At 61.3% G+C, this 18,248-nt stretch carries 16 protein-coding genes; 9 read left to right on the forward strand and 7 right to left on the reverse strand.

What is annotated here, in order from left to right:
* Positions 1 to 41: 41 nt before the first annotated feature.
* Positions 42 to 818, reverse strand: coding sequence for a ferredoxin--NADP reductase (locus tag NJC40_RS02800; RefSeq protein ID WP_045483751.1), 777 nt, complete (start codon positions 816 to 818; stop codon positions 42 to 44).
* Between the two features lie 336 nt (positions 819 to 1,154).
* On the opposite strand from NJC40_RS02800, the gene NJC40_RS02805 reads away from it, so the two are divergent.
* Complete coding sequence (locus NJC40_RS02805) at positions 1,155 to 1,388, forward strand: LuxR C-terminal-related transcriptional regulator (protein ID WP_084710201.1); 234 nt, start codon at positions 1,155 to 1,157, stop codon at positions 1,386 to 1,388.
* Positions 1,389 to 1,513: 125 nt separating this feature from the next.
* The gene (locus tag NJC40_RS02810) at positions 1,514 to 2,638 is read left to right on the forward strand and encodes a methyltransferase (RefSeq protein WP_253142890.1); all 1,125 of its coding nucleotides are present in this window, start codon (positions 1,514 to 1,516) and stop codon (positions 2,636 to 2,638) included.
* Between the two features lie 463 nt (positions 2,639 to 3,101).
* Here NJC40_RS02810 and NJC40_RS02815 read toward each other — a convergent pair whose 3' ends face one another.
* Genes NJC40_RS02815 through NJC40_RS02825 form a run of 3 tightly spaced genes read right to left on the reverse strand, consistent with a single transcriptional unit; the run spans position 3,102 to position 5,732 of the window.
* Positions 3,102 to 3,269: a DUF2474 domain-containing protein gene (locus NJC40_RS02815; RefSeq protein WP_084709853.1), complete on the reverse strand. Its 168-nt coding sequence runs from the start codon at positions 3,267 to 3,269 to the stop codon at positions 3,102 to 3,104.
* 12 nt (positions 3,270 to 3,281) lie between these two features.
* Entirely contained in the window at positions 3,282 to 4,289 is a 1,008-nt protein-coding gene (gene cydB, locus NJC40_RS02820; RefSeq protein ID WP_045483757.1) for a cytochrome d ubiquinol oxidase subunit II, read from the reverse strand.
* A gap of 3 nt (positions 4,290 to 4,292) precedes the next feature.
* A complete protein-coding gene (locus tag NJC40_RS02825) occupies positions 4,293 to 5,732 on the reverse strand; it encodes a cytochrome ubiquinol oxidase subunit I (protein ID WP_045483760.1) in 1,440 nt (479 codons plus the stop codon).
* Positions 5,733 to 6,137: 405 nt separating this feature from the next.
* On the opposite strand from NJC40_RS02825, the gene NJC40_RS02830 reads away from it, so the two are divergent.
* The 6 genes from NJC40_RS02830 (at position 6,138) to NJC40_RS02855 (ending at position 15,015) form a co-directional block, all read left to right on the forward strand.
* Positions 6,138 to 8,645: an EAL domain-containing protein gene (locus NJC40_RS02830; protein ID WP_253142889.1), complete on the forward strand. Its 2,508-nt coding sequence runs from the start codon at positions 6,138 to 6,140 to the stop codon at positions 8,643 to 8,645.
* Positions 8,646 to 8,977: 332 nt separating this feature from the next.
* Positions 8,978 to 10,273 (forward strand): NCS2 family permease, encoded by a 1,296-nt coding sequence (locus tag NJC40_RS02835; RefSeq protein WP_253116164.1) that lies wholly within the window; start codon positions 8,978 to 8,980, stop codon positions 10,271 to 10,273.
* Positions 10,270 to 11,355, forward strand: a complete 1,086-nt coding sequence (gene trmA, locus NJC40_RS02840; protein ID WP_045483770.1) for a tRNA (uridine(54)-C5)-methyltransferase TrmA — start codon at positions 10,270 to 10,272, stop codon at positions 11,353 to 11,355. Before NJC40_RS02835 ends, trmA begins: the two co-directional genes overlap by 4 nt.
* 416 nt (positions 11,356 to 11,771) lie before the next feature.
* A complete protein-coding gene (locus tag NJC40_RS02845; protein WP_257105202.1) occupies positions 11,772 to 13,049 on the forward strand; it encodes an MFS transporter in 1,278 nt (425 codons plus the stop codon).
* 96 nt (positions 13,050 to 13,145) lie between these two features.
* Complete coding sequence (ypfJ, locus tag NJC40_RS02850) at positions 13,146 to 14,021, forward strand: KPN_02809 family neutral zinc metallopeptidase (RefSeq protein ID WP_253116162.1); 876 nt, start codon at positions 13,146 to 13,148, stop codon at positions 14,019 to 14,021.
* Between the two features lie 4 nt (positions 14,022 to 14,025).
* A complete protein-coding gene (locus NJC40_RS02855; RefSeq protein WP_253142888.1) occupies positions 14,026 to 15,015 on the forward strand; it encodes an alpha/beta hydrolase in 990 nt (329 codons plus the stop codon).
* Positions 15,016 to 15,099: 84 nt separating this feature from the next.
* Here the strand turns inward: NJC40_RS02855 and NJC40_RS02860 are convergent, their stop codons facing one another.
* From NJC40_RS02860 to NJC40_RS02870, 3 genes are all read right to left on the reverse strand, one after another.
* Positions 15,100 to 15,705 (reverse strand): HAD family hydrolase, encoded by a 606-nt coding sequence (locus tag NJC40_RS02860; RefSeq protein WP_045483779.1) that lies wholly within the window; start codon positions 15,703 to 15,705, stop codon positions 15,100 to 15,102.
* The gene (gene tesB / locus NJC40_RS02865) at positions 15,702 to 16,571 is read right to left on the reverse strand and encodes an acyl-CoA thioesterase II (RefSeq protein ID WP_045483782.1); all 870 of its coding nucleotides are present in this window, start codon (positions 16,569 to 16,571) and stop codon (positions 15,702 to 15,704) included. The genes NJC40_RS02860 and tesB overlap by 4 nt, the downstream gene beginning before the upstream one ends.
* Before the next feature lie 68 nt (positions 16,572 to 16,639).
* Positions 16,640 to 17,209, reverse strand: coding sequence for a GNAT family N-acetyltransferase (locus NJC40_RS02870; protein WP_045483785.1), 570 nt, complete (start codon positions 17,207 to 17,209; stop codon positions 16,640 to 16,642).
* Positions 17,210 to 17,316: 107 nt separating this feature from the next.
* Here NJC40_RS02870 and NJC40_RS02875 point away from each other — a divergent pair, with 107 nt between their 5' ends.
* Complete coding sequence (locus NJC40_RS02875) at positions 17,317 to 18,237, forward strand: histone deacetylase family protein (RefSeq protein ID WP_253142887.1); 921 nt, start codon at positions 17,317 to 17,319, stop codon at positions 18,235 to 18,237.
* The last annotated feature ends 11 nt before the right edge of the window (positions 18,238 to 18,248 follow it).

Genomic DNA, 18,248 nt, shown 5'->3' on the forward strand with positions numbered 1-18,248 from the left:
AGGGGCTTTTCGCGCCAGCTTGGTAACCCTGCCGGTCGTGGTTACCAGTAGGTTTCCACGGCCACCTGCCCCGGTCGGCGGCTCAGGCTTAGTTGCAGCCCGCGCTGCTTGAGCAACGCGCGGGTTTCGTCGACCATTTCCGGGTTGCCGCACAGCATCACCCGCGAATGCTCAGGCGTCAGCTCAAGCCCTGCGGCAGTTTCCAGGTCGCCGTTTTCGATCAGCGTAGTAATGCGCTCGTTCAGTGCCCCTGGGTGCTGTTCACGGGTCACTACCGGTAGGTACAAGAACTTGTGGGCATATTCAGCCAGGTACTCGCGCTGGGTCAGTTCGTCGATCAACGGTTGATAAGCCAGCTCTTTGGCTTCACGCACGCTGTAGACCAGAATGATGCGTTCGAATTTTTCCCAGACTTCGAAATCCTGAAGGATCGACAGGAACGGCGCCACGCCGGTCCCGGTGGCCAGCAGCCACAGATCGCGACCGTCGACGAAGCGATCCAGGGTCAGGTAACCGTATGACTGTTTTTCGACCAGCAGTTGATCGCCTTCGCGCAGACGGCTCAGCTCACTGGTGAACTCACCGTCCGGCACCACGATGGAAAAGTATTCGAGAAACTCGTCATAGGGCGAGGACACCATCGAGTAGGCACGCCACACTGTACTGCCATCAGCCTTGGTGACACCCAGACGGGCAAACTGCCCGGCGCGAAAGCGAAAGCCTGCGTCGCGGCTGGCGCGCAGGGTGAAAAGATTGGCGGTCAACGGGGTAACGCGCTGCAGCGTTTGCCGGGTGAACTTGTCTTCGCTGACGGTCATGGTGTGCTTGCGACTCCTGAACATGAATGGCGGGTCCCAAGTGTCCCGCAAATGCATGCCGATAAACACCACCTGTTTGTAGGGTCTGTCGCAGCCAGACAACCTTAGACTGTTTGGTTCTTGCCGGCCCATCACGACGAGCAGGCCCGATTTCATCCAACTCGATGCAAGCTGAGCAGGCCGCGGCTTCCGCCAGGACACCCTCCTTTGAATACTTAAATAGCCATTACTCCATCCGTCTGGATGGATTTCAGCCCCATGGTTCCCGGGCGCTTTTTCCCTAAACTCAGAGAACCCCCTCACCCGGGATTCGCCAACACAAGCAGGGAGGCGACTATGGAGCCCGCCGCAACCGTATCACCACAACGTTCACCTGCCGTTGTCCTGACGCAGAGAGAAATCGAAATCCTCAAGTGGTCCGCCCAGGGCAAGACAGCCGCCGATATCGCAATCATCCTGCGTTTGAAGGAGCGAACCATCAATTTTCATATTGCCAGTGCCATTCATAAAATGGGGGTCTGCAACAAGACGGCCGCCGCTGTACAGGCCGCCTTGAGCGGAATGTTCTGACCCTACAACTTTGCACCGCAATGGCAGGTGCCAAGGGTAAAAAGCACGTAGAATCACGCCCCTCAAGCCAGCCTGGGTCAAACCGGTCTAGCGTGACACTTGTCGTTTGCCCAGAGTTTCCTGCCATGCCCGTGCTCACCAGCCCTTTTGCCGAACTTGATCTGATCCGTCAGCCCGAACAACCCAACGAACCGCTGCAGGCGTTCGATGCGGCAGATGAGTACCTGCTCAATCATGTAGCCGAACATGGCCTGACCCTGCAGACCCGGGTTCTGGTGCTCAATGACAGCTTTGGCGCGCTGGCGACGAGCCTGGCGCCGCATGCCACGGTATCGAGCAGCACCGACTCGGTTCTCGGTGCACAGGCGCTGGAAATCAACCTGCTGCGCAATGGCCTGAGCGCAGACGCGGTGACCTTGATTCCGGCCAGCGCGCCACTGCAAGGCCCCTTCGACTGGGTGCTGATCCATATCCCCAAGACCCTGGCCCTGCTTGAAGAGCAACTGATCCGCCTGCAAGGCCAGCTAGCGCCCGGTGCCAGGGTCGTGGCAGCGGCGATGGTCAAGCACCTGCCGCGCTCGGCTGGTGAGTTGCTGGAAGAGTATGTCGGCCCGGTCCAGGCTTCACTGGCGGTAAAAAAAGCCCGGTTGCTGTTTGTCACGCCTGAAGACAAAGAGCCCCAGCCTTCGCCCTACCCGACCCGCTACACGCTTGATGAACCGGCGCTGGAGCTGGTTAATCACGCCAATGTGTTCTGCCGCGACGGCCTGGATATCGGCACCCGGGCGTTTCTGCCCTGGCTGCCGAAGAATCTGGGCAAGGCACGGGTGGCCGACCTGGGGTGCGGCAACGGCGTGCTGGCCGTTGTCAGTGCACTGAGCAACCCTGAGGCTCAGTACACGCTGGTGGATGAGTCGTACATGGCTGTGCAGTCGGCAGCAGAAAACTGGCAAGCAGCGTGCGGTGACAGGCCGGTGACGCTGCGCGCTGCCGACGGTCTGGCGACTCAGGCGCATGATTCGCTGGACGTGGTGCTGTGCAACCCGCCGTTCCACCAGCAGCAGGTGGTGGGAGATTTCCTGGCCTGGCGGATGTTTTTGCAGGCACGTGCGGCGCTGGTGCCGGGCGGGGCGCTGTATATCGTTGGCAACCGTCACTTGGGTTATCACGCCAAGCTGGCGCGGCTGTTCCGCGATGTCGAGCAGGTGGCGGCGACGCCCAAGTTTGTGATTCTCAAGGCACGCAAGTAGGACCGGCTATTAGCCGGGAAGGCTTTTTGTTTTGTGCAAAGGTCTTTGCCGCAGTTGTCTGTGCCTCGGGTTCCGCCCCGACGGGCGGGTCACTTTGAAGCGCCAAAGTGACCAAATCGCTAGCTCCTGGCTTGGGTCCGCCCTGCGGGCGAACTTCCCTCCGTCCGGCATCGATTCGGGGGCCGGCGCGATGGGCATCCCTGCCCAGCGCACCTGAAACCGACATCCATGTCGGTTTCTCCCCCGAATCGACGCCTACCCTCGGCCAGCGCCCAAGTCGCGATTCGCGTCGTCTGTGCCATCTCGGTTCGAAGATCAAGATCAAGATCAACGGCAACAGCAACAGCAACAGCAACAGCAACGGCTATATGCAGGCAAAAAAAACCCTCCATCACAGCCTGATCAGGAGGGTAAAAAGCCGTGTCCACGAAACACGGGATGGGATAGAGCAATCAGGCAGCAATCAAGGGGTGGTCAGACCCGCTGCGCTCATGAACATGCGCATCAGGCTGGCGACGATGAACAGCGCCAGTACACTGCCGGCCCAGATCCCGGCCAGCCAGGCCAGACGTTGCCAGAGCGGTTTGTTGATGGCCGGGTCGGGATCATGCTGGGGATGTTTATCGGACATGACGGCGCTCCTTTAGTGATAACCGTCTTCTGCGGTCACTTTGCCGCGGAACACGTAGTAGCTCCAGAAGGTGTAGCCCAGGATGAACGGCAGGATGAATAGCGTGCCGACCAGCATAAAGCCCTGGCTTTGCGGCGGCGCGGCGGCTTCCCAGATGCTGATTGATGGCGGCACGATATTCGGCCACAGGCTGATGCCCAGCCCGCTGTAGCCAAGAAAGATCAGCAGCAGGGTAAGCAGGAACGGCGTGTAGTGGGCATTACGCGCCACCGCCCGGAACAGGCCAACCAGAGTGACCACCACCAGAATCGGTACGGGCATAAACCAGAACAGGTTCGGCAGGCTGAACCAGCGCTCGGCAATCTGCGGATGGGCCAGCGGGGTCCACAGGCTGACGATGCCGATCATCGCCAGCACGGCCAGCGCCAGCGGCCGGGCCAGATCATGCATGGCCTGCTGCAGCGGGCCTTCGGTCTTCATGATCAGCCAGGTACAGCCCAATAGCGCATAAGCCACGATCAGCGCCAGGCCACAGAAAATCGGGAACGGTGCCAGCCAGTCCAGCGAGCCGCCAGCGAACTGCCGGTCGACGACGGGCAAGCCCTCAATGAACGCACCCAGTGCCACGCCTTGAAAGAAGGTCGCCGCCAGTGATCCGCAGATGAACGCTTTGTCCCACAGGTGCCGCTTGGCCTCTGAAGCCTTGAAGCGGAACTCGAACGCCACGCCGCGAAAGATCAGCCCGATCAGCATCAGGATCAATGGCAGGTACAACGCCGACAGCACCACCGAGTAAGCCAGCGGAAAAGCGCCGAACAGACCGGCCCCGCCCAGCACCAGCCAGGTTTCGTTGCCGTCCCACACCGGGGCGACGGTGTTCATCATCACGTCGCGGTCGCTGCTGTCCTTCATGAACGGGAAGAGAATGCCAATTCCCAGGTCAAAGCCGTCCATCACCACGTACATCATGATGCCGAAGATGATGATGACCGCCCAAAGCAACGCAAGATCGAAGCCCATGACTCAGTTGCTCCTGTTCAGGTTGGCGGATGCAGCATCTGGCTGACCGTTTTCATCGGCAGCCGACAGCGGACGTGCCGGGGTACGAGGCTGACCGGGGCCGCCGCTGGGGGCGTGCTCGACATGCGGCTGCGGCCCTTTGCGCACCAGCCGCAGCATGTAGCCCAGACCGGCACCGAACAGCAGGAAGTAAACGACCACGAACAACACCAGGGTGATGCTCATCTGCACCACGCTGTGGTTCGACACCCCGTCGGCGGTACGCATCAGGCCGTAGACCACCCATGGCTGACGGCCGATTTCGGTGGTGAACCAGCCGGCCAGGATGGCGATCAGGCCCGACGGCCCCATCCACAGGGCCAGGTGCAGAAACGGCCGCGACTGGTACAACGTACCGCGCTTGCGCAGCCACAGACTCCACAGCCCGGTAGCGATCATCAGCATGCCCAGACCGACCATGATCCGGAACGACCAGAACACCACGGTGGAGTTGGGCCGGTCCTCAGGTTTGAACTCCTTGAGCGCCGGCACCTGCTTGTCCAGGCTGTGGGTCAGGATCAGGCTGCCCAGATAGGGAATCTCCACAGCAAAGCGGGTTCGCTCCTGCTGCATGTCCGGCCAGCCGAACAGAATCAGCGGGGTCGGCTCGTCACCGACGTTTTCCCAGTGGCCTTCAATCGCCGCGATCTTGGCCGGCTGATACTTGAGGGTGTTCAGGCCATGAAAGTCGCCGACCACCGCCTGGATCGGCGCCACCAGCAGGGCCATCCACATGGCCATCGACAACATCTTGCGCACCGCCGGGTTATCACGGCCGCGCAGCAGGTGCCAGGCCGCCGAAGCACCGACGAAGAAAGCCGTGGCCACGAATGCAGCAATGGCCATATGCGCCAGCCGGTACGGGAATGACGGGTTGAACACCACGGCAAACCAGTCGGTGGGAATCACCCGGCCATCGACGATTTCGAACCCCTGAGGGGTCTGCATCCAGCTGTTGGAGGACAGGATCCAGAACGTCGAGATCAGGGTGCCGACCGCAACCATTATTGTGGAGAAGAAATGCAGGCCACGGCCGACCCGGTTCCAGCCAAACAACATGACGCCTAGGAACCCGGCCTCCAGGAAGAACGCGGTGAGCACTTCATAGGCCAGCAACGGGCCGGTCACTGCACCGGCAAAATCGGAAAAGCGGCTCCAGTTGGTGCCGAACTGATAGGCCATGACCAACCCGGAAACCACACCCATGCCGAAGTTGACGGCGAAGATCTTCAGCCAGTAGTGGTACAGGTCACGGTAGACGTCGTTGCGCGTCTTCAGCCACAAGCCTTCGAGCACGGCCAGATAGCTGGCCAGACCAATGGTGATGGCAGGAAACAGAATATGGAACGAGATCGTGAACGCGAACTGGATCCGGGCCAGGTCGAGTGACTCCAAACCGAACATAAGACTACCTCTCAGATGCTACGGCTGTTGGCCTGGGCCAGCAGCGAGAACCCCACGGTCAGGGCGGTTGCTGCGTGCCGGACGGCTTTTGGGGAAGGCTCTCGGCACAAAGGGTCTGACGGGCGACGCACAACTTCGGTTCGATCGTTGTGACGTGCGTCAATCTGTGAGAGAAGATTAGCCCCTTTACGGGCTTTGACCGGCGTGGTGCGTTGTCGCGTGACCGGTTGTCCCATCCCCTTGGCGTTCGGCTTGAAGAGGTGTACGACGAACGGTCAGCCGTTTCGACGCTTGACATGGATGTTTGCGACGGCCCGTCCAAACACCCCTTTCCACCATGGTGGCCCTATGCTATTGAGTAACTTGCCAAAGCCACTCCATCCCCTGAAGTGTCACAGGACGTGCATGCCCATCACTCATAGCCTCTCCGAACTCTTCGTGCAGTCCATCGAGCAGGCTGGCAACAGCGTGGTAGTCAGCGATGCCGACAACTGCGTGGTGCTGTTCAACCAGGCGGCGGAGTTGTTGTGGGGCCTCAAACGCCACGAAGTCATTGGCCAGGATGCCAGGTGTCTATTGCCGCAGCCGGTGCACGGCTATTACCAGCAACAGGAAAACGGTGATGGTGAACTGCTGATCCTGCGCATCCCGCACCGCGATGGCGGCCAGCACTGGGGCTCGTTGTCGATCTCGCGGGTCGCCAGCCATGCACAGACCTACTTCGTCACCTCGATCAAGGACATTACCCGCCAGCACGAGGAGTGCGAGCGGCTGCGGCTGTTGTCGCTGGTAACCGATCACTCTGACAACGCCATTATCATCACCGACGAAAACTGGCGCATCAGCTACGTCAACGCCGGCTTCGAGCGAATGTCCGGTTATCGCTTCGATCAGGTCTGCGGCCAACACCCCGCCGCGATGCTTGCCCCCTATCTGAGCCATGAAGTGATACTTGCCGCTCGCCAGACGTTGAGCAGCGGACAATCGATCAAGACCGATCAATTGACCTGCATACAAAATGGCGAACGGCTGTGGTGCAGCGTGGTGGTCAACCCGATTCTGGATAATCAGGGCCGGCTTCTCAATGCCGTCGGCATCCTGACCGACATCACCAGCACCAAGATGCACGAGATCCTGCAGCACAGCATGCTCAACGCCATGGTCCGGGAAGAGCCGCTCGAAGACCTGATGCTGCTGGCCTGCCGGGAGATCGAACGTATCGCCCCGGAAGTCACCACCTCGATGCTGCTGGTTGATGAAGAAGGGCTGCTGCATCCACTGGCCACCCACAGCCTGCGTGCCAGCTACTGCCAGAGCATGGAAGGCATCAGGATCGGCGAAGGCGTCGGCACCTGCGGCACCGCCGCGTTCCGCGGCCAGCCGGTGATCACCAAGGATATCGCCAGCGACCCGCTATGGGATGGCTACCGACACATCGAACTGCCCGAGGGGCTCAAGAGCTGCTGGTCGACGCCGATCATGGGCGCCAATCAGCGAGCCATTGCCACGCTGGCGTTCTATTTCAAGGAAGTCCGCGGGCCGTCGGAATTCCATCAGCGTCTGGTGGACGTCATCGTGCCGCTCTGTGCGCTGGCCATCGAGCGTGAAAAATCCCGGGCTCACATCAGCCAGCTGGCGTTTTACGACAGCCTGACCGAACTGCCCAACCGCAGCCTGCTGCTGGCCAATACCGAGCAGGCGCTGCACGCTGCGCAACGCAACAAGACCTCCCTGGCCGTGTTGTTCATCGACGTTGATCGCTTCAAGCAGGTCAACGACTCGTTCGGCCATCCGGCGGGCGATGAACTGCTGCAGGTCATTGCTCGCCGCCTGCAGGAAAATCGCAGCCAGAAGGACATCGTCGGGCGCCTGTCCGGTGACGAGTTCGTCGTGGTACTGCCTGACTGCGATAACCAGCGGGTCACCGAACTGGTCGAGCAGATGAAGCTGACCATCGCCCAGCCTTGCCAGGTCGGCAACAGCCGGGTCTCGCCGTCAGTCAGTATCGGTGTGAGCATGTTCCCGGAAGACGGCCATGACATGGGCACGCTGATCCACCGGGCGGACATGGCCATGTATCAGGCCAAGAATGCCGGGCGCGGGCGGTTCAGCTTCTTCTGCCATGAACTGAACCAGCTGGCCCAGGAACGCCAGGCCATGGAAAACGCCCTGCAACAGGCCTTGCAGGATGGCGCTCTGGAGCTGCACTACCAGCCGCAGATCAATATCGCCGATGGCCGTCTGTATGGTGTCGAAGCGCTGGCGCGCTGGCACCACCCGCATTGGGGCCAGGTGTCTCCGGCGCGCTTTATTCCCTTGGCAGAAGAATGCGGGCTGATCGTGGAACTGGGCCTGTGGGGGATTCGCGAAGCCTGTCGGCAACTGGCTGACTGGCGAGGCAAAGGGGCACAGCTGCCGGCCATTTCGGTGAATCTGTCACCCACCAACTTCCATGATCTGGCGCTACCGGCCATGCTTACGCAATTGCTGGATGAACATCAGCTCAGCCCCGGCGACCTGACCCTGGAGCTGACCGAAAACATCCTGATGGACACCAACCCCAGCACGCTCAAAGTCCTCAACGACGTGCATGCGCTAGGCATTCGCCTGGCCATGGATGACTTTGGTACCGGCTATTCGAGCCTGAGTTATCTGCGGCAGTTGCCGATCCAGGAACTCAAGCTCGACCGCAGCTTTGTGATGGACCTGGAAAACGACGCCACGGCCCGCACCCTCAGTGATGCGGTGATCCATATCGGCAACAGCCTTAACCTGACCGTGGTCGCCGAGGGCATCGAGACCGAAGGTCAGCATGAAATCCTCAGGCAGCAGGGTTATCACGTCGCCCAGGGGTATCTGTTCTCCCGACCATTGAGTGCACCGGACCTGGAACGCTGGTTGTTGGCGCGCTAAGGCATGATCGTGCTGTTTAGCGGACAATGATCGGCCATCGTTCATCGCTGTGCAGCCAGTTGCGCGACTGGCTGGTATGATGCGCGGCTTTTTCCGAACCATAGAAAACCACAGGCGCTCAGAGGGTGTTTACAAAATAGGCGAACGAAGGCAAGACAAGGCGAAATCGGGCGAAAAAGCGCAGTGTACATTCAGTACATGAGCATTTTTAGGTCGATTTCAACGCAGTATTGCCGAGTGCAGCCATTTTGTAGACACCCCCTCAGCCCGGACTGTGTTTGGCTATTGGTATCGAATCATTCACGGCACAGGCCAGGTCCTCGGAGCCCGATATGCTGGAAAGGCTGTTTCAACTAAAAGCACACAACACCAACGTGCGCACCGAGATTCTCGCGGGCGTCACGACCTTCCTGGCCATGGCCTATATCCTGTTCGTCAACCCGAGCATTCTCGGCGAGACCGGCATGGACAAGGGCGCACTGTTCGTTGCCACTTGCCTGGCCGCAGCGATTGGCTCGGCAGTGATGGGCCTGGTTGCCAATTACCCGATCGCCCTGGCGCCGGGCATGGGCCTGAACGCGTTTTTCACCTACACCGTGGTCCTGCACATGGGCCATACCTGGCAGGTCGCGCTGGGCGCGGTGTTCATCTCGGCGGTGATGTTCTTCATCCTGTCGATTTTTCGCATTCGCGAGTGGATCATCAACAGTATTCCGCTGGCTCTGCGCTCGGCCATTGCCGCGGGCATCGGCCTGTTCCTGGCGCTGATCGCCCTGCAGAACGCCAAGATCATCACCTCGCACCCGGTCACCATGCTCAGCCTGGGCGATCTGAAAAGTCCGGCGCCGATTCTTGCCACCCTGGGCTTTTTCCTGATCGTCGCCCTGGAGCGGATGCAAGTGCGCGGCGCAGTTCTGATCGGCATCCTGGCGGTCACTCTGGCGTCCATCGTGCTGGGTTTCTCGCCGTTCGGCGGGCTGGTGTCGATGCCGCCATCGCTGGCGCCGACCTTCCTGCAACTGGACATCATGGGCGCGCTGGACGTCGGTCTGGTGAGCATCATCTTTGCCTTTCTGTTCGTCGATATCTTCGATAACTCCGGCACTCTGATCGGCGTCGCCAAACGCGCCGGCCTGATGGGCAAGGACGGCCACCTGCCGAAAATGGGCCGGGCGCTGATCGCCGACAGTACCGCGGCCATGGCCGGTTCGCTGCTGGGCACTTCGACCACCACCAGTTATGTCGAGTCGGCAGCCGGTGTCAGCGCCGGTGGACGGACCGGCCTGACCGCGATCGTGGTCAGCGTGCTGTTTCTGCTGGCGCTGTTTTTCGCGCCACTGGCCGGCAGCGTGCCCGCGTATGCCACCGCACCGGCGCTGCTGTTCGTGGCCGTGCTGATGGCCTCGGGCCTGGCGGAAATCGACTGGGAGGACATCAGCGTAGCGGCGCCGGTGGTGATTACCGCGCTGGCCATGCCGTTTACCTATTCCATTGCCAACGGCATCGCCTTTGGCTTCATTTCCTGGACGGCAATCAGGCTGTTGTCGGGACGCGCACGCGAGCTCAATGCTGCGCTGCTGATCCTGTCGGTTCTGTTCGTCATCAAGCTGGGCTGGTTCAACGCATGAGTGTTTCCTTCGACCCCGCGAGCTACGAGCTGCAGCTCGCTGAAAAAGCCGCCCGCCTGCAAACGTTGCTGGCGCCTTTCGACGCACCCGCAGCCCAAGTGTTCGACTCGCCCCGCGAGCATTACCGGCTGCGCGCCGAGTTTCGCCTGTGGCTCGAAGGCCAGCAGCGCCACTACGCGATGTTCGCCCCCGGCGACAAGCACACGCCGATTCTGCTCGACGGCCTGCCCATCGCCAGCCAGCGCATCAATGAACTGATGCCGCTGCTGCGTGACGCCTGGCAGACCAGTCAGGCGTTGAGCTACAAGCTGTTTCAGGTGGACTTTCTGACCACGCTGTCTGGCGACTCGATGATCACCCTGTGCTACCACCGTCCGCTGGACGACACCTGGCAAGCGGCCGCCGAACAGCTGGCGGCGCAACTGAAGGTCAAGCTGATTGGCCGTTCTCGTGGTCAGCGGCTGGTGATTGGCCAGGACTACGTGACCGAGCAACTGCAAGTGGCCGGGCGTACCTGGCGCTACCGTCAGCCTGAAGGCGCGTTCACCCAGCCCAACGGCACGGTGAACCAGAAGATGCTCAGTTGGGCACTTGAAGCCATGGGCCAGCGCGACGACGACCTGCTGGAGCTGTACTGCGGCAATGGCAACTTCACCCTGCCGCTGGCGACCCGGGCGCGCAAGGTGCTGGCGACCGAAATCAGCAAAACCTCGGTGAATGCCGCACTGGCCAACCTGGCCGACAACGGGGTGGACAACGTGACTCTGGTCCGGCTGTCTGCCGAAGAACTGACCCAGGCGCTCAACGAGGTGCGGCCGTTCCGCCGCCTGCACGGCGTAGACCTGAAAAGCTATGAATTCGGCACCGTGTTCGTCGACCCGCCACGGGCCGGCATGGACCCGGACACCTGCGAGCTGACCCGACGCTTCGAGCGCATCCTGTACATTTCCTGCAACCCGCAGACCCTGGCGGCCAACATCGCGCAATTGCACGACACCCACCGGGTCGAGCGCTGTGCGCTGTTTGACCAGTTCCCGTACACCCACCATATGGAATCCGGGGTTTTGCTGGTACGTCGCTGAGTTTTTTGGAGGGCTTCTGAAGGCGGCCTGAGCCGTATCGATTCTGTAGGAGCAGCTTCAGCTGCGAATCTAAAGCTGCAAATCTTTCGTTCGTAGCAAGGATCTTTGCCGCAGTTGTCTGAGCCTCAGGTTCCGCCCCGACGGGCGGGTTCCTTTGATGCGCCAAAGGAACCAAAGCGCTTGCGACGGCTAGTCCCGCTTCAAGCGGGATTCCCTCGCTCCGGCGCCGATTTGGCGTTCGGCGTCGTCTGTGCCATCTCGGCTCGAAGATCAAAAGCAGAAGCGACAACATCGGCATCGCTAGTGAACTTAACGCTACATCCGCGACCAAGGTCGCGCTTGCTTCAATAGGCAGCTACCTATCATTTGCGGTATAACGCGTACTCGCTTATCTGCCGCGTGTGTGGGTACCTGCCTTGAGTTGCGAATCACCTGCTTCGACTTCCACTTCATCGGGTCTGGCTCGTCAACCCGGATTTCTTGCGTTTCTGTTCGCCCGGTTGCTGGCCATGTTCGCCATGCAGATCCAGGCCGTGGTGGTCGCCTGGCAGGTCTACGACCTGACCCGCGATCCGATGGCGCTGGCCTATGCGGGCCTGGCGCAATTCATTCCCATGCTGCTGTTGTTGATGCCGGCCGGCGACCTGATCGACCGCTATGATCGCAAGCTGATCCTGATTCTGAGCTGGATCGTGCAGGCGCTGTGCGGGGTCATCCTGCTGCTGTTTTCATTCTTTGACCTGCATGACGTGCGCCTGGTCTACGCCGCGCTGGTGCTCTACGGCGCTGCACGGGCCTTTACCGGCCCGACCCTGCAGAGCCTGCTGCCACAGATCGTGCCCCGCGACCGGCTGGCTTCGGCCATCGCGACCAACAGCGTGATCATGCGCTGCTCCACCGTAGCGGGTCCGCTGATCGGCGGCGCTCTGTATGCCTTGGGCGGCGCGGAGCTGACCTACTCGGCCTGCGTCGCCGCGTTCATCGCCGGCATCCTGCTGCTGCCACTGGTGGCCACCCCTTACGCCGAAGCCCGCGCCCCGCTGGAAGGCAGCGGCTGGCAGCGCTTCACTGCCGGGATCGCCTTTATCCGCTCGCGACCGATTATTCTCGGCACCATTTCCCTTGACCTGTTCGCAGTGCTGCTCGGTGGCGTGATTGCGCTGTTGCCGATCTACGCCCATGAGGTGCTGCACCTTGGCCCACAGGGGCTGGGAGCGTTGCGCAGCGCCATGAGCCTGGGTGAGCTGGTCACCGGTGTGTACCTGAGCGTTCGGCCGCTGGACCGTCATGTGGGCCTGACCATGTTCATCGCCGTGGGCATCTTCGGCCTGGCCAATCTGCTGTTCGCACTGTCAACGCTGTTCTGGCTGTCGTTCGTGGCACTGCTGATCGCCGGGGCAGCCGATATGGTCAGTGTCTACATTCGCTCATCGCTGGTGCAGTTCTCAACGCCCGATGCCATGCGCGGGCGGGTCAATGCGGTGAACATGCTGTTCATTGGTTCTTCCAACGAGCTGGGTGAATTTCGCGCCGGCACCAGCGCCTCACTGATCGGTGCGATCCCGGCGGCGATCACCGGTAGCCTCTGCACGCTCGGCGTCGTAGGCGCCTGGATGGCCGGTTTCAAGAGCCTGCGCCGGGTCGACCGGTTTGCCGATGCCGCGCCACAGCAAACCGCCAGTACCCTGAAGTGACCGACGGGCTGGCGTAGCCCGATTACACCAGCAACACTTGTTTGTCAGGCCGTTCAAAAACGTCAGCAAGGCCGGTTGTTTGTCGAGGGCAGTTGTATGTTGTGGAAAAAAGGCCGACGGAGCGACAACGTGGTCGATGCTCGCAGTGACCGTAGCGGCATGCGGGTCGGCGGCAAGGGGCTTACCCTGGGCGGGGTGGCCCTGATCGTAGTGTTTGGCCTGATCACCGGCCAGGACCCGCTGCAGATTCTTGGCCAGATCACCGGGCAACTGGGGCAACAGAGCGCACCGCTCAGCCCCCAGAGTCAATCCACTCTCCCCACTAACGACCCGCAGACCGAATTCGTGCGCGCCGTGCTCGGTGATACCGAAGACAACTGGCAAGCCGTGTTCAGCCAGGCAGGCCGGCAGTATCAGGAGCCCAAGCTGGTGCTGTTCAACGGCCAGGTCAATTCGGCCTGCGGCTATGCCACCTCGGCCACCGGGCCATTCTACTGCCCGGCCGACCGCAAAATTTATCTCGACCTGGATTTCTTCCGGGAAATGTCCCAGCGCTTTTCAGCGGCCGGCGATTTTGCTCAGGCTTATGTGATTGCCCATGAAGTGGGTCATCACGTACAGACCCTACTGGGCATTTCCGCCAAGCTCCAGGCCGCGCGCCAGAGCGGCCGACGCCTTGAAGGCAGCAGTGGCCTGCTGGTGCGCCAGGAGTTGCAGGCCGACTGCCTGGCCGGGGTCTGGGCACACAACGCGCAAAAGCGTTTGAACTGGCTGGAACCGGGTGATATTGAAGAAGCCTTGAATGCGGCCAACGCCATTGGCGATGATCGCCTGCAACGCCAGAGCCGCGGCCATGTGGTGCCCGACTCGTTTACCCACGGAACATCCGAACAACGGGTGCGCTGGTTCAAGACCGGCTTCGCCCAGGGCAACATCAACCAATGCGATACCTTCGCCGCCAAGAGCCTGTGAATAAATGATCAAACCGTTGTTGGCCCTGTTGTTGAGCAGCACTGTTCTGAGCCTGAGCGCCCATGCCGAAACCCCTCCCGCAAAATCCCTGAGCCCGGACCGGCTGGCGATCAACGGCGCGCAGGCCACCCTGGGGTTAAGCCAGGAGTGGGTCCACCCCAAACCACAGATCCAACGGGTGGTGATTGTCATCCATGGCCGCCAGCGTAACGCCCCGACCTACCTGCGCAGCGTCGAGCGCGCCGCCAACCAGTCCAAAGAGCGCAGCCGCACGCTGTTGATCGCCCCGCAGTTTCTGGATGAAAAAGACATCGCAGCCCACCACCTGGCAGACAATATTCTACGCTGGCATGAAGACGACTGGATTTCCGGCAGCCGCTCGGTGGGCAGCAAGGCGGTCAGCTCCTTTAGCGTGCTGGATCACATTCTCAAGCGTCTGAGCGACGACAAGCTGTTCCCCAACCTCAAGGAAATCGTGATCGCCGGGCATTCGGGCGGCGCGCAGATGGCCCAGCGTTATGCATTGCTCGGCGGTCGTGAGGAGGCGCGGCTGAAACAGGCGCACATTCGTCTGCGCTACGTGATCGCCACGCCCTCGACCTATGCCTGGTTTGACGCAGAGCGGCCGGTGGCCAACCCGGCAAGCAACTGCCCGGGCTTTAACGACTGGAAATACGGCCTGGAAAAACTGCCGCCCTACGCCGCCAAGGTCGAACGCGCCAGCCTTGAGAAAGCCTATGTGCAGCGTGACGTAACCTACTTGCTGGCGCTACAGGACAACGACCCGAACCATGTCTCGCTGGACAAGAGCTGCGCTGCCCAGGCCCAGGGCGCTGATCGGCTGACGCGCGGGCATAACTACTTCGATTACCTGACCAAACGCCACCCTACGGGCCTGAACCAGCGCATCGTGCTGGTGCCGAACGTGGCGCACAACGGCGATGCGATCTTTACCTCGCCAGAAGGTCAGGCGGTGCTGTTCAAACCGCTATAAGCCCGGAACCCGTAGGGGCCCGTAGGAGCCACTTCAGTGGCGAAAACCTTGATCCCTTCGCCACTGAAGTGGCTCCTACGACGCTCATGAATCCAGCATCGCCTGTAACGCTGTGCAATCGGCGGCATGCCAGTCGGTCAGTTCCGGCCAGGGATTGTCCGGTACATGGTCGGGCAGGTTGACCAGCACGGTGTGGGCGCCCGCCGCGCGGCCACAATTGAGGTCGTGAACGTAGTCGCCGACCATCACCATGTTCTGCGGCGCGACATCCCAGGCGCTGGCCAGTTTGAGCAGCCCGGCCGGGTCGGGCTTGGGGGTGGCCTCGTCGCGGCCGAGGACGTCCTGCACGGCGAAACAGTCGGCAATGCCAATCGCCGCCAAAGTGATATGCGCCAGCTCGCGGGCATTGCGGGTCAGGATGCCCAGCCGGTAACCGCGCCCGGCCAGCTCGCGCACCAGCGCCACCGCACCGGGCGCGGCTTTGGAACCTACCGCCAACTCGCGCTCGTGCTCCAGCAGCCAGGCGTGTTTGGCCGCGGCTTCGTCTGCCGGCAGGCTGGCCAGATGGCCGAGAATGTCGGCCTCGGGCGGAATGTCCAGGGCGCGCTTGATGGCCAGGAAATCATGCACTGCCAGTGTCAGGGTGCCGTCCATGTCGAACACCCAATGGCGAATCTCGCTCAGTTTCATGCCCAGTCCTTGCGATGACGAATCAGGCCTTCCTGGCTGACCGAGGCCACCAGTTGTCCGGCGCGGTTGTACACGCTGCCACGAGAGAAACCACGGGAGTTGCCGGCCCACGGGCTGTCCATGGCATACAGCAGCCAGTCGTCAGCGCGCAGGTCACTGTGGAACCACAGCGAGTGATCCAGGCTGGCGACCTGCATATCGCGTTGCCACACCGTCTTGCCGTGGGGCAGCAGCGAGGTGGTCAGCAGGTTGAAGTCCGAGGCATAGGCCAACAGGTATTTGTGCAGCGCCGGGACATCCTTGAGGGTGCCATCGGCGCGGAACCAGATGTACTTGACCGGCTCACCCGGCTTGGGATCGTAGGGATCTTCAGCCGTTACCGGACGAAACTCGATGGGCTTGGGGCAGAGGAATTTTTCGCGCATCGCTTCGGGGATCAGATGCGCGCGGCGAGTCAGCAGTTCAAGCTCGCAAGGCAGGTTTTCCGGACCGGCAATCTGTGGCATCGCCGCCTGATGTTCGAAGCCTTGCTCGTCGTACTGGAACGAAGCGCTGCAGGTGAAGATCGGCTTGCCCTTCTGGATGGCGGTGACGCGCCGGGTACTGAAGCTGCCGCCATCGCGTACCCGATCAACGTGATAGACCACCGGCAACTGGGCATCACCTGGGCGCAGGAAGTAACCGTGCAGCGAATGCACATGGCGGTCATCTTCTACGGTCTGGCTGGCCGCCGACAACGACTGGCCCAGCACCTGGCCGCCGAACAGCTGGCGAAAGCCCAAGTCCTGGCTACGGCCGCGAAACAGGTTTTCTTCGATGGATTCCAGCGTCAGCAGATCGACCAGATCTTCCAGCACTCGGCTCATTCATGACTCCTTGCACACAGAGGTTGCGCGTTCAAACGCGGCTATAGAGCCCAATGATACAAAATCCTTCAGCCTTGCAGGGTCGAAAGCCACTGCTCACGGTTGATGCGGTACAGCACATGGGGTTTGAGCGGATGATTATCGGCCAGCGCCGGATGGTCAAAATCACCCTGCAGGTCGGCGTGCATGCCGATGGCCTGCATGACTTTCTGAGAGGGCAGGTTGCTGCGCGCGGTAAACGACACTACCTGATCCAGCCCCAGCCGCTCAAAGCCACAGCCCAGTGCCGTCCAGGCCGCCTCGCTGGCAAAGCCCAGCCCCCAATGCTCACGCGCCAGCCGCCAGCCAATTTCCACGGCCGGGGTAAACGGCGCCTCGAAGTCCACCACCAGCAAACCGGTAAAACCGATGAACGCACCGGTGTCCTTGCGCTCCAGCGCCCACAGGCCGAACCCCAGCTCGGCAAAGTGCCCGCGCAGGCGGCCAATCATCGCGGCGCACTGCAAGCGGCTCATGGGCTCAGGGAAGTAGCGCATCACCTGCGGGTCGGCACACATGGCGGCAAAGGCCGGCAGGTCGTCGTCGCGCCATTGGCGCATCGTCAATCGCGGGCTATCGAGCGTGAGTATCGGTTCCATCCGTCATGTCTCCGGGCCATCTTCAATCATCGCGGCAGTGTAGTTGCAACTGTGCGATCAGTTAGGTTACTGGCACTATCGCGGTTTGACCCTGATGCTAAAGAAAAATGCCACTGCCGCTGATCTACCACGACGATTACAGCCCGCCCTTCCCGGCCGACCACCGTTTCCCGATGGACAAATTCCGCCTGCTGCGCGATCACCTGGTCGACAGCGGCGTAACCACTGACGCGCAACTGCTACGCCCTGAGCGATGCCCGGCGGATATTCTGGCCCTTGCCCATGAGCCGGCCTATATCCAGCGCTTCATGAGCGGCGAGTTGTCCAGAGAGGATCAACGCCGTCTCGGGCTGCCGTGGAGCGAAGCGCTGGCGCGCCGCACAGTACGCGCGGTGGGCGGCTCGCTGCTGACCGCCGAACATGCCTTGCAACACGGCATGGCCTGTCACCTGGCCGGCGGCACGCATCATGCCCACTACGATTACCCGGCAGGTTTCTGCATCTTCAATGACCTGGCGATCATCAGCCATTACCTGCTCGGCAGCGGTCGGGTGGGCAAAGTGCTGATCTTCGATTGCGACGTGCATCAGGGTGACGGTACGGCCCGGCTGCTGGCCGATACCGATGATGCGATTACCGTGTCGCTGCACTGCGAGAAGAACTTCCCGGCGCGCAAGGCACAGAGCGACTGGGATATTCCACTGCCCATGGGCATGGGCGATATGGACTATCTGAAGGTGGTGGACGACACACTCAATTACCTGCTGCCATTCTACCAGCCTGACCTGGTGCTTTATGACGCCGGGGTCGATGTTCATGAGGAGGACGCGCTGGGGTATCTGAAGCTCACCGATCAGGGGCTGGCGGCCCGTGACGAGGCCGTGCTGCACCATTGTCTGGGCCGCGATATCCCGGTAATGGGGGTGATCGGCGGCGGCTACAGCAAGGATCGCCATGCCCTGGCAAAGCGGCACGGCATCCTGCATCACAGCGCCCGCAAGGTATGGGACGAGCGCGGCCTGGGTTAATCAACTACGGC

Origin of the sequence: Pseudomonas sp. 21LCFQ02 (genome assembly GCF_024129895.2) — a bacterium.
Taxonomy (GTDB): Bacteria; Pseudomonadota; Gammaproteobacteria; order Pseudomonadales; family Pseudomonadaceae; genus Aquipseudomonas.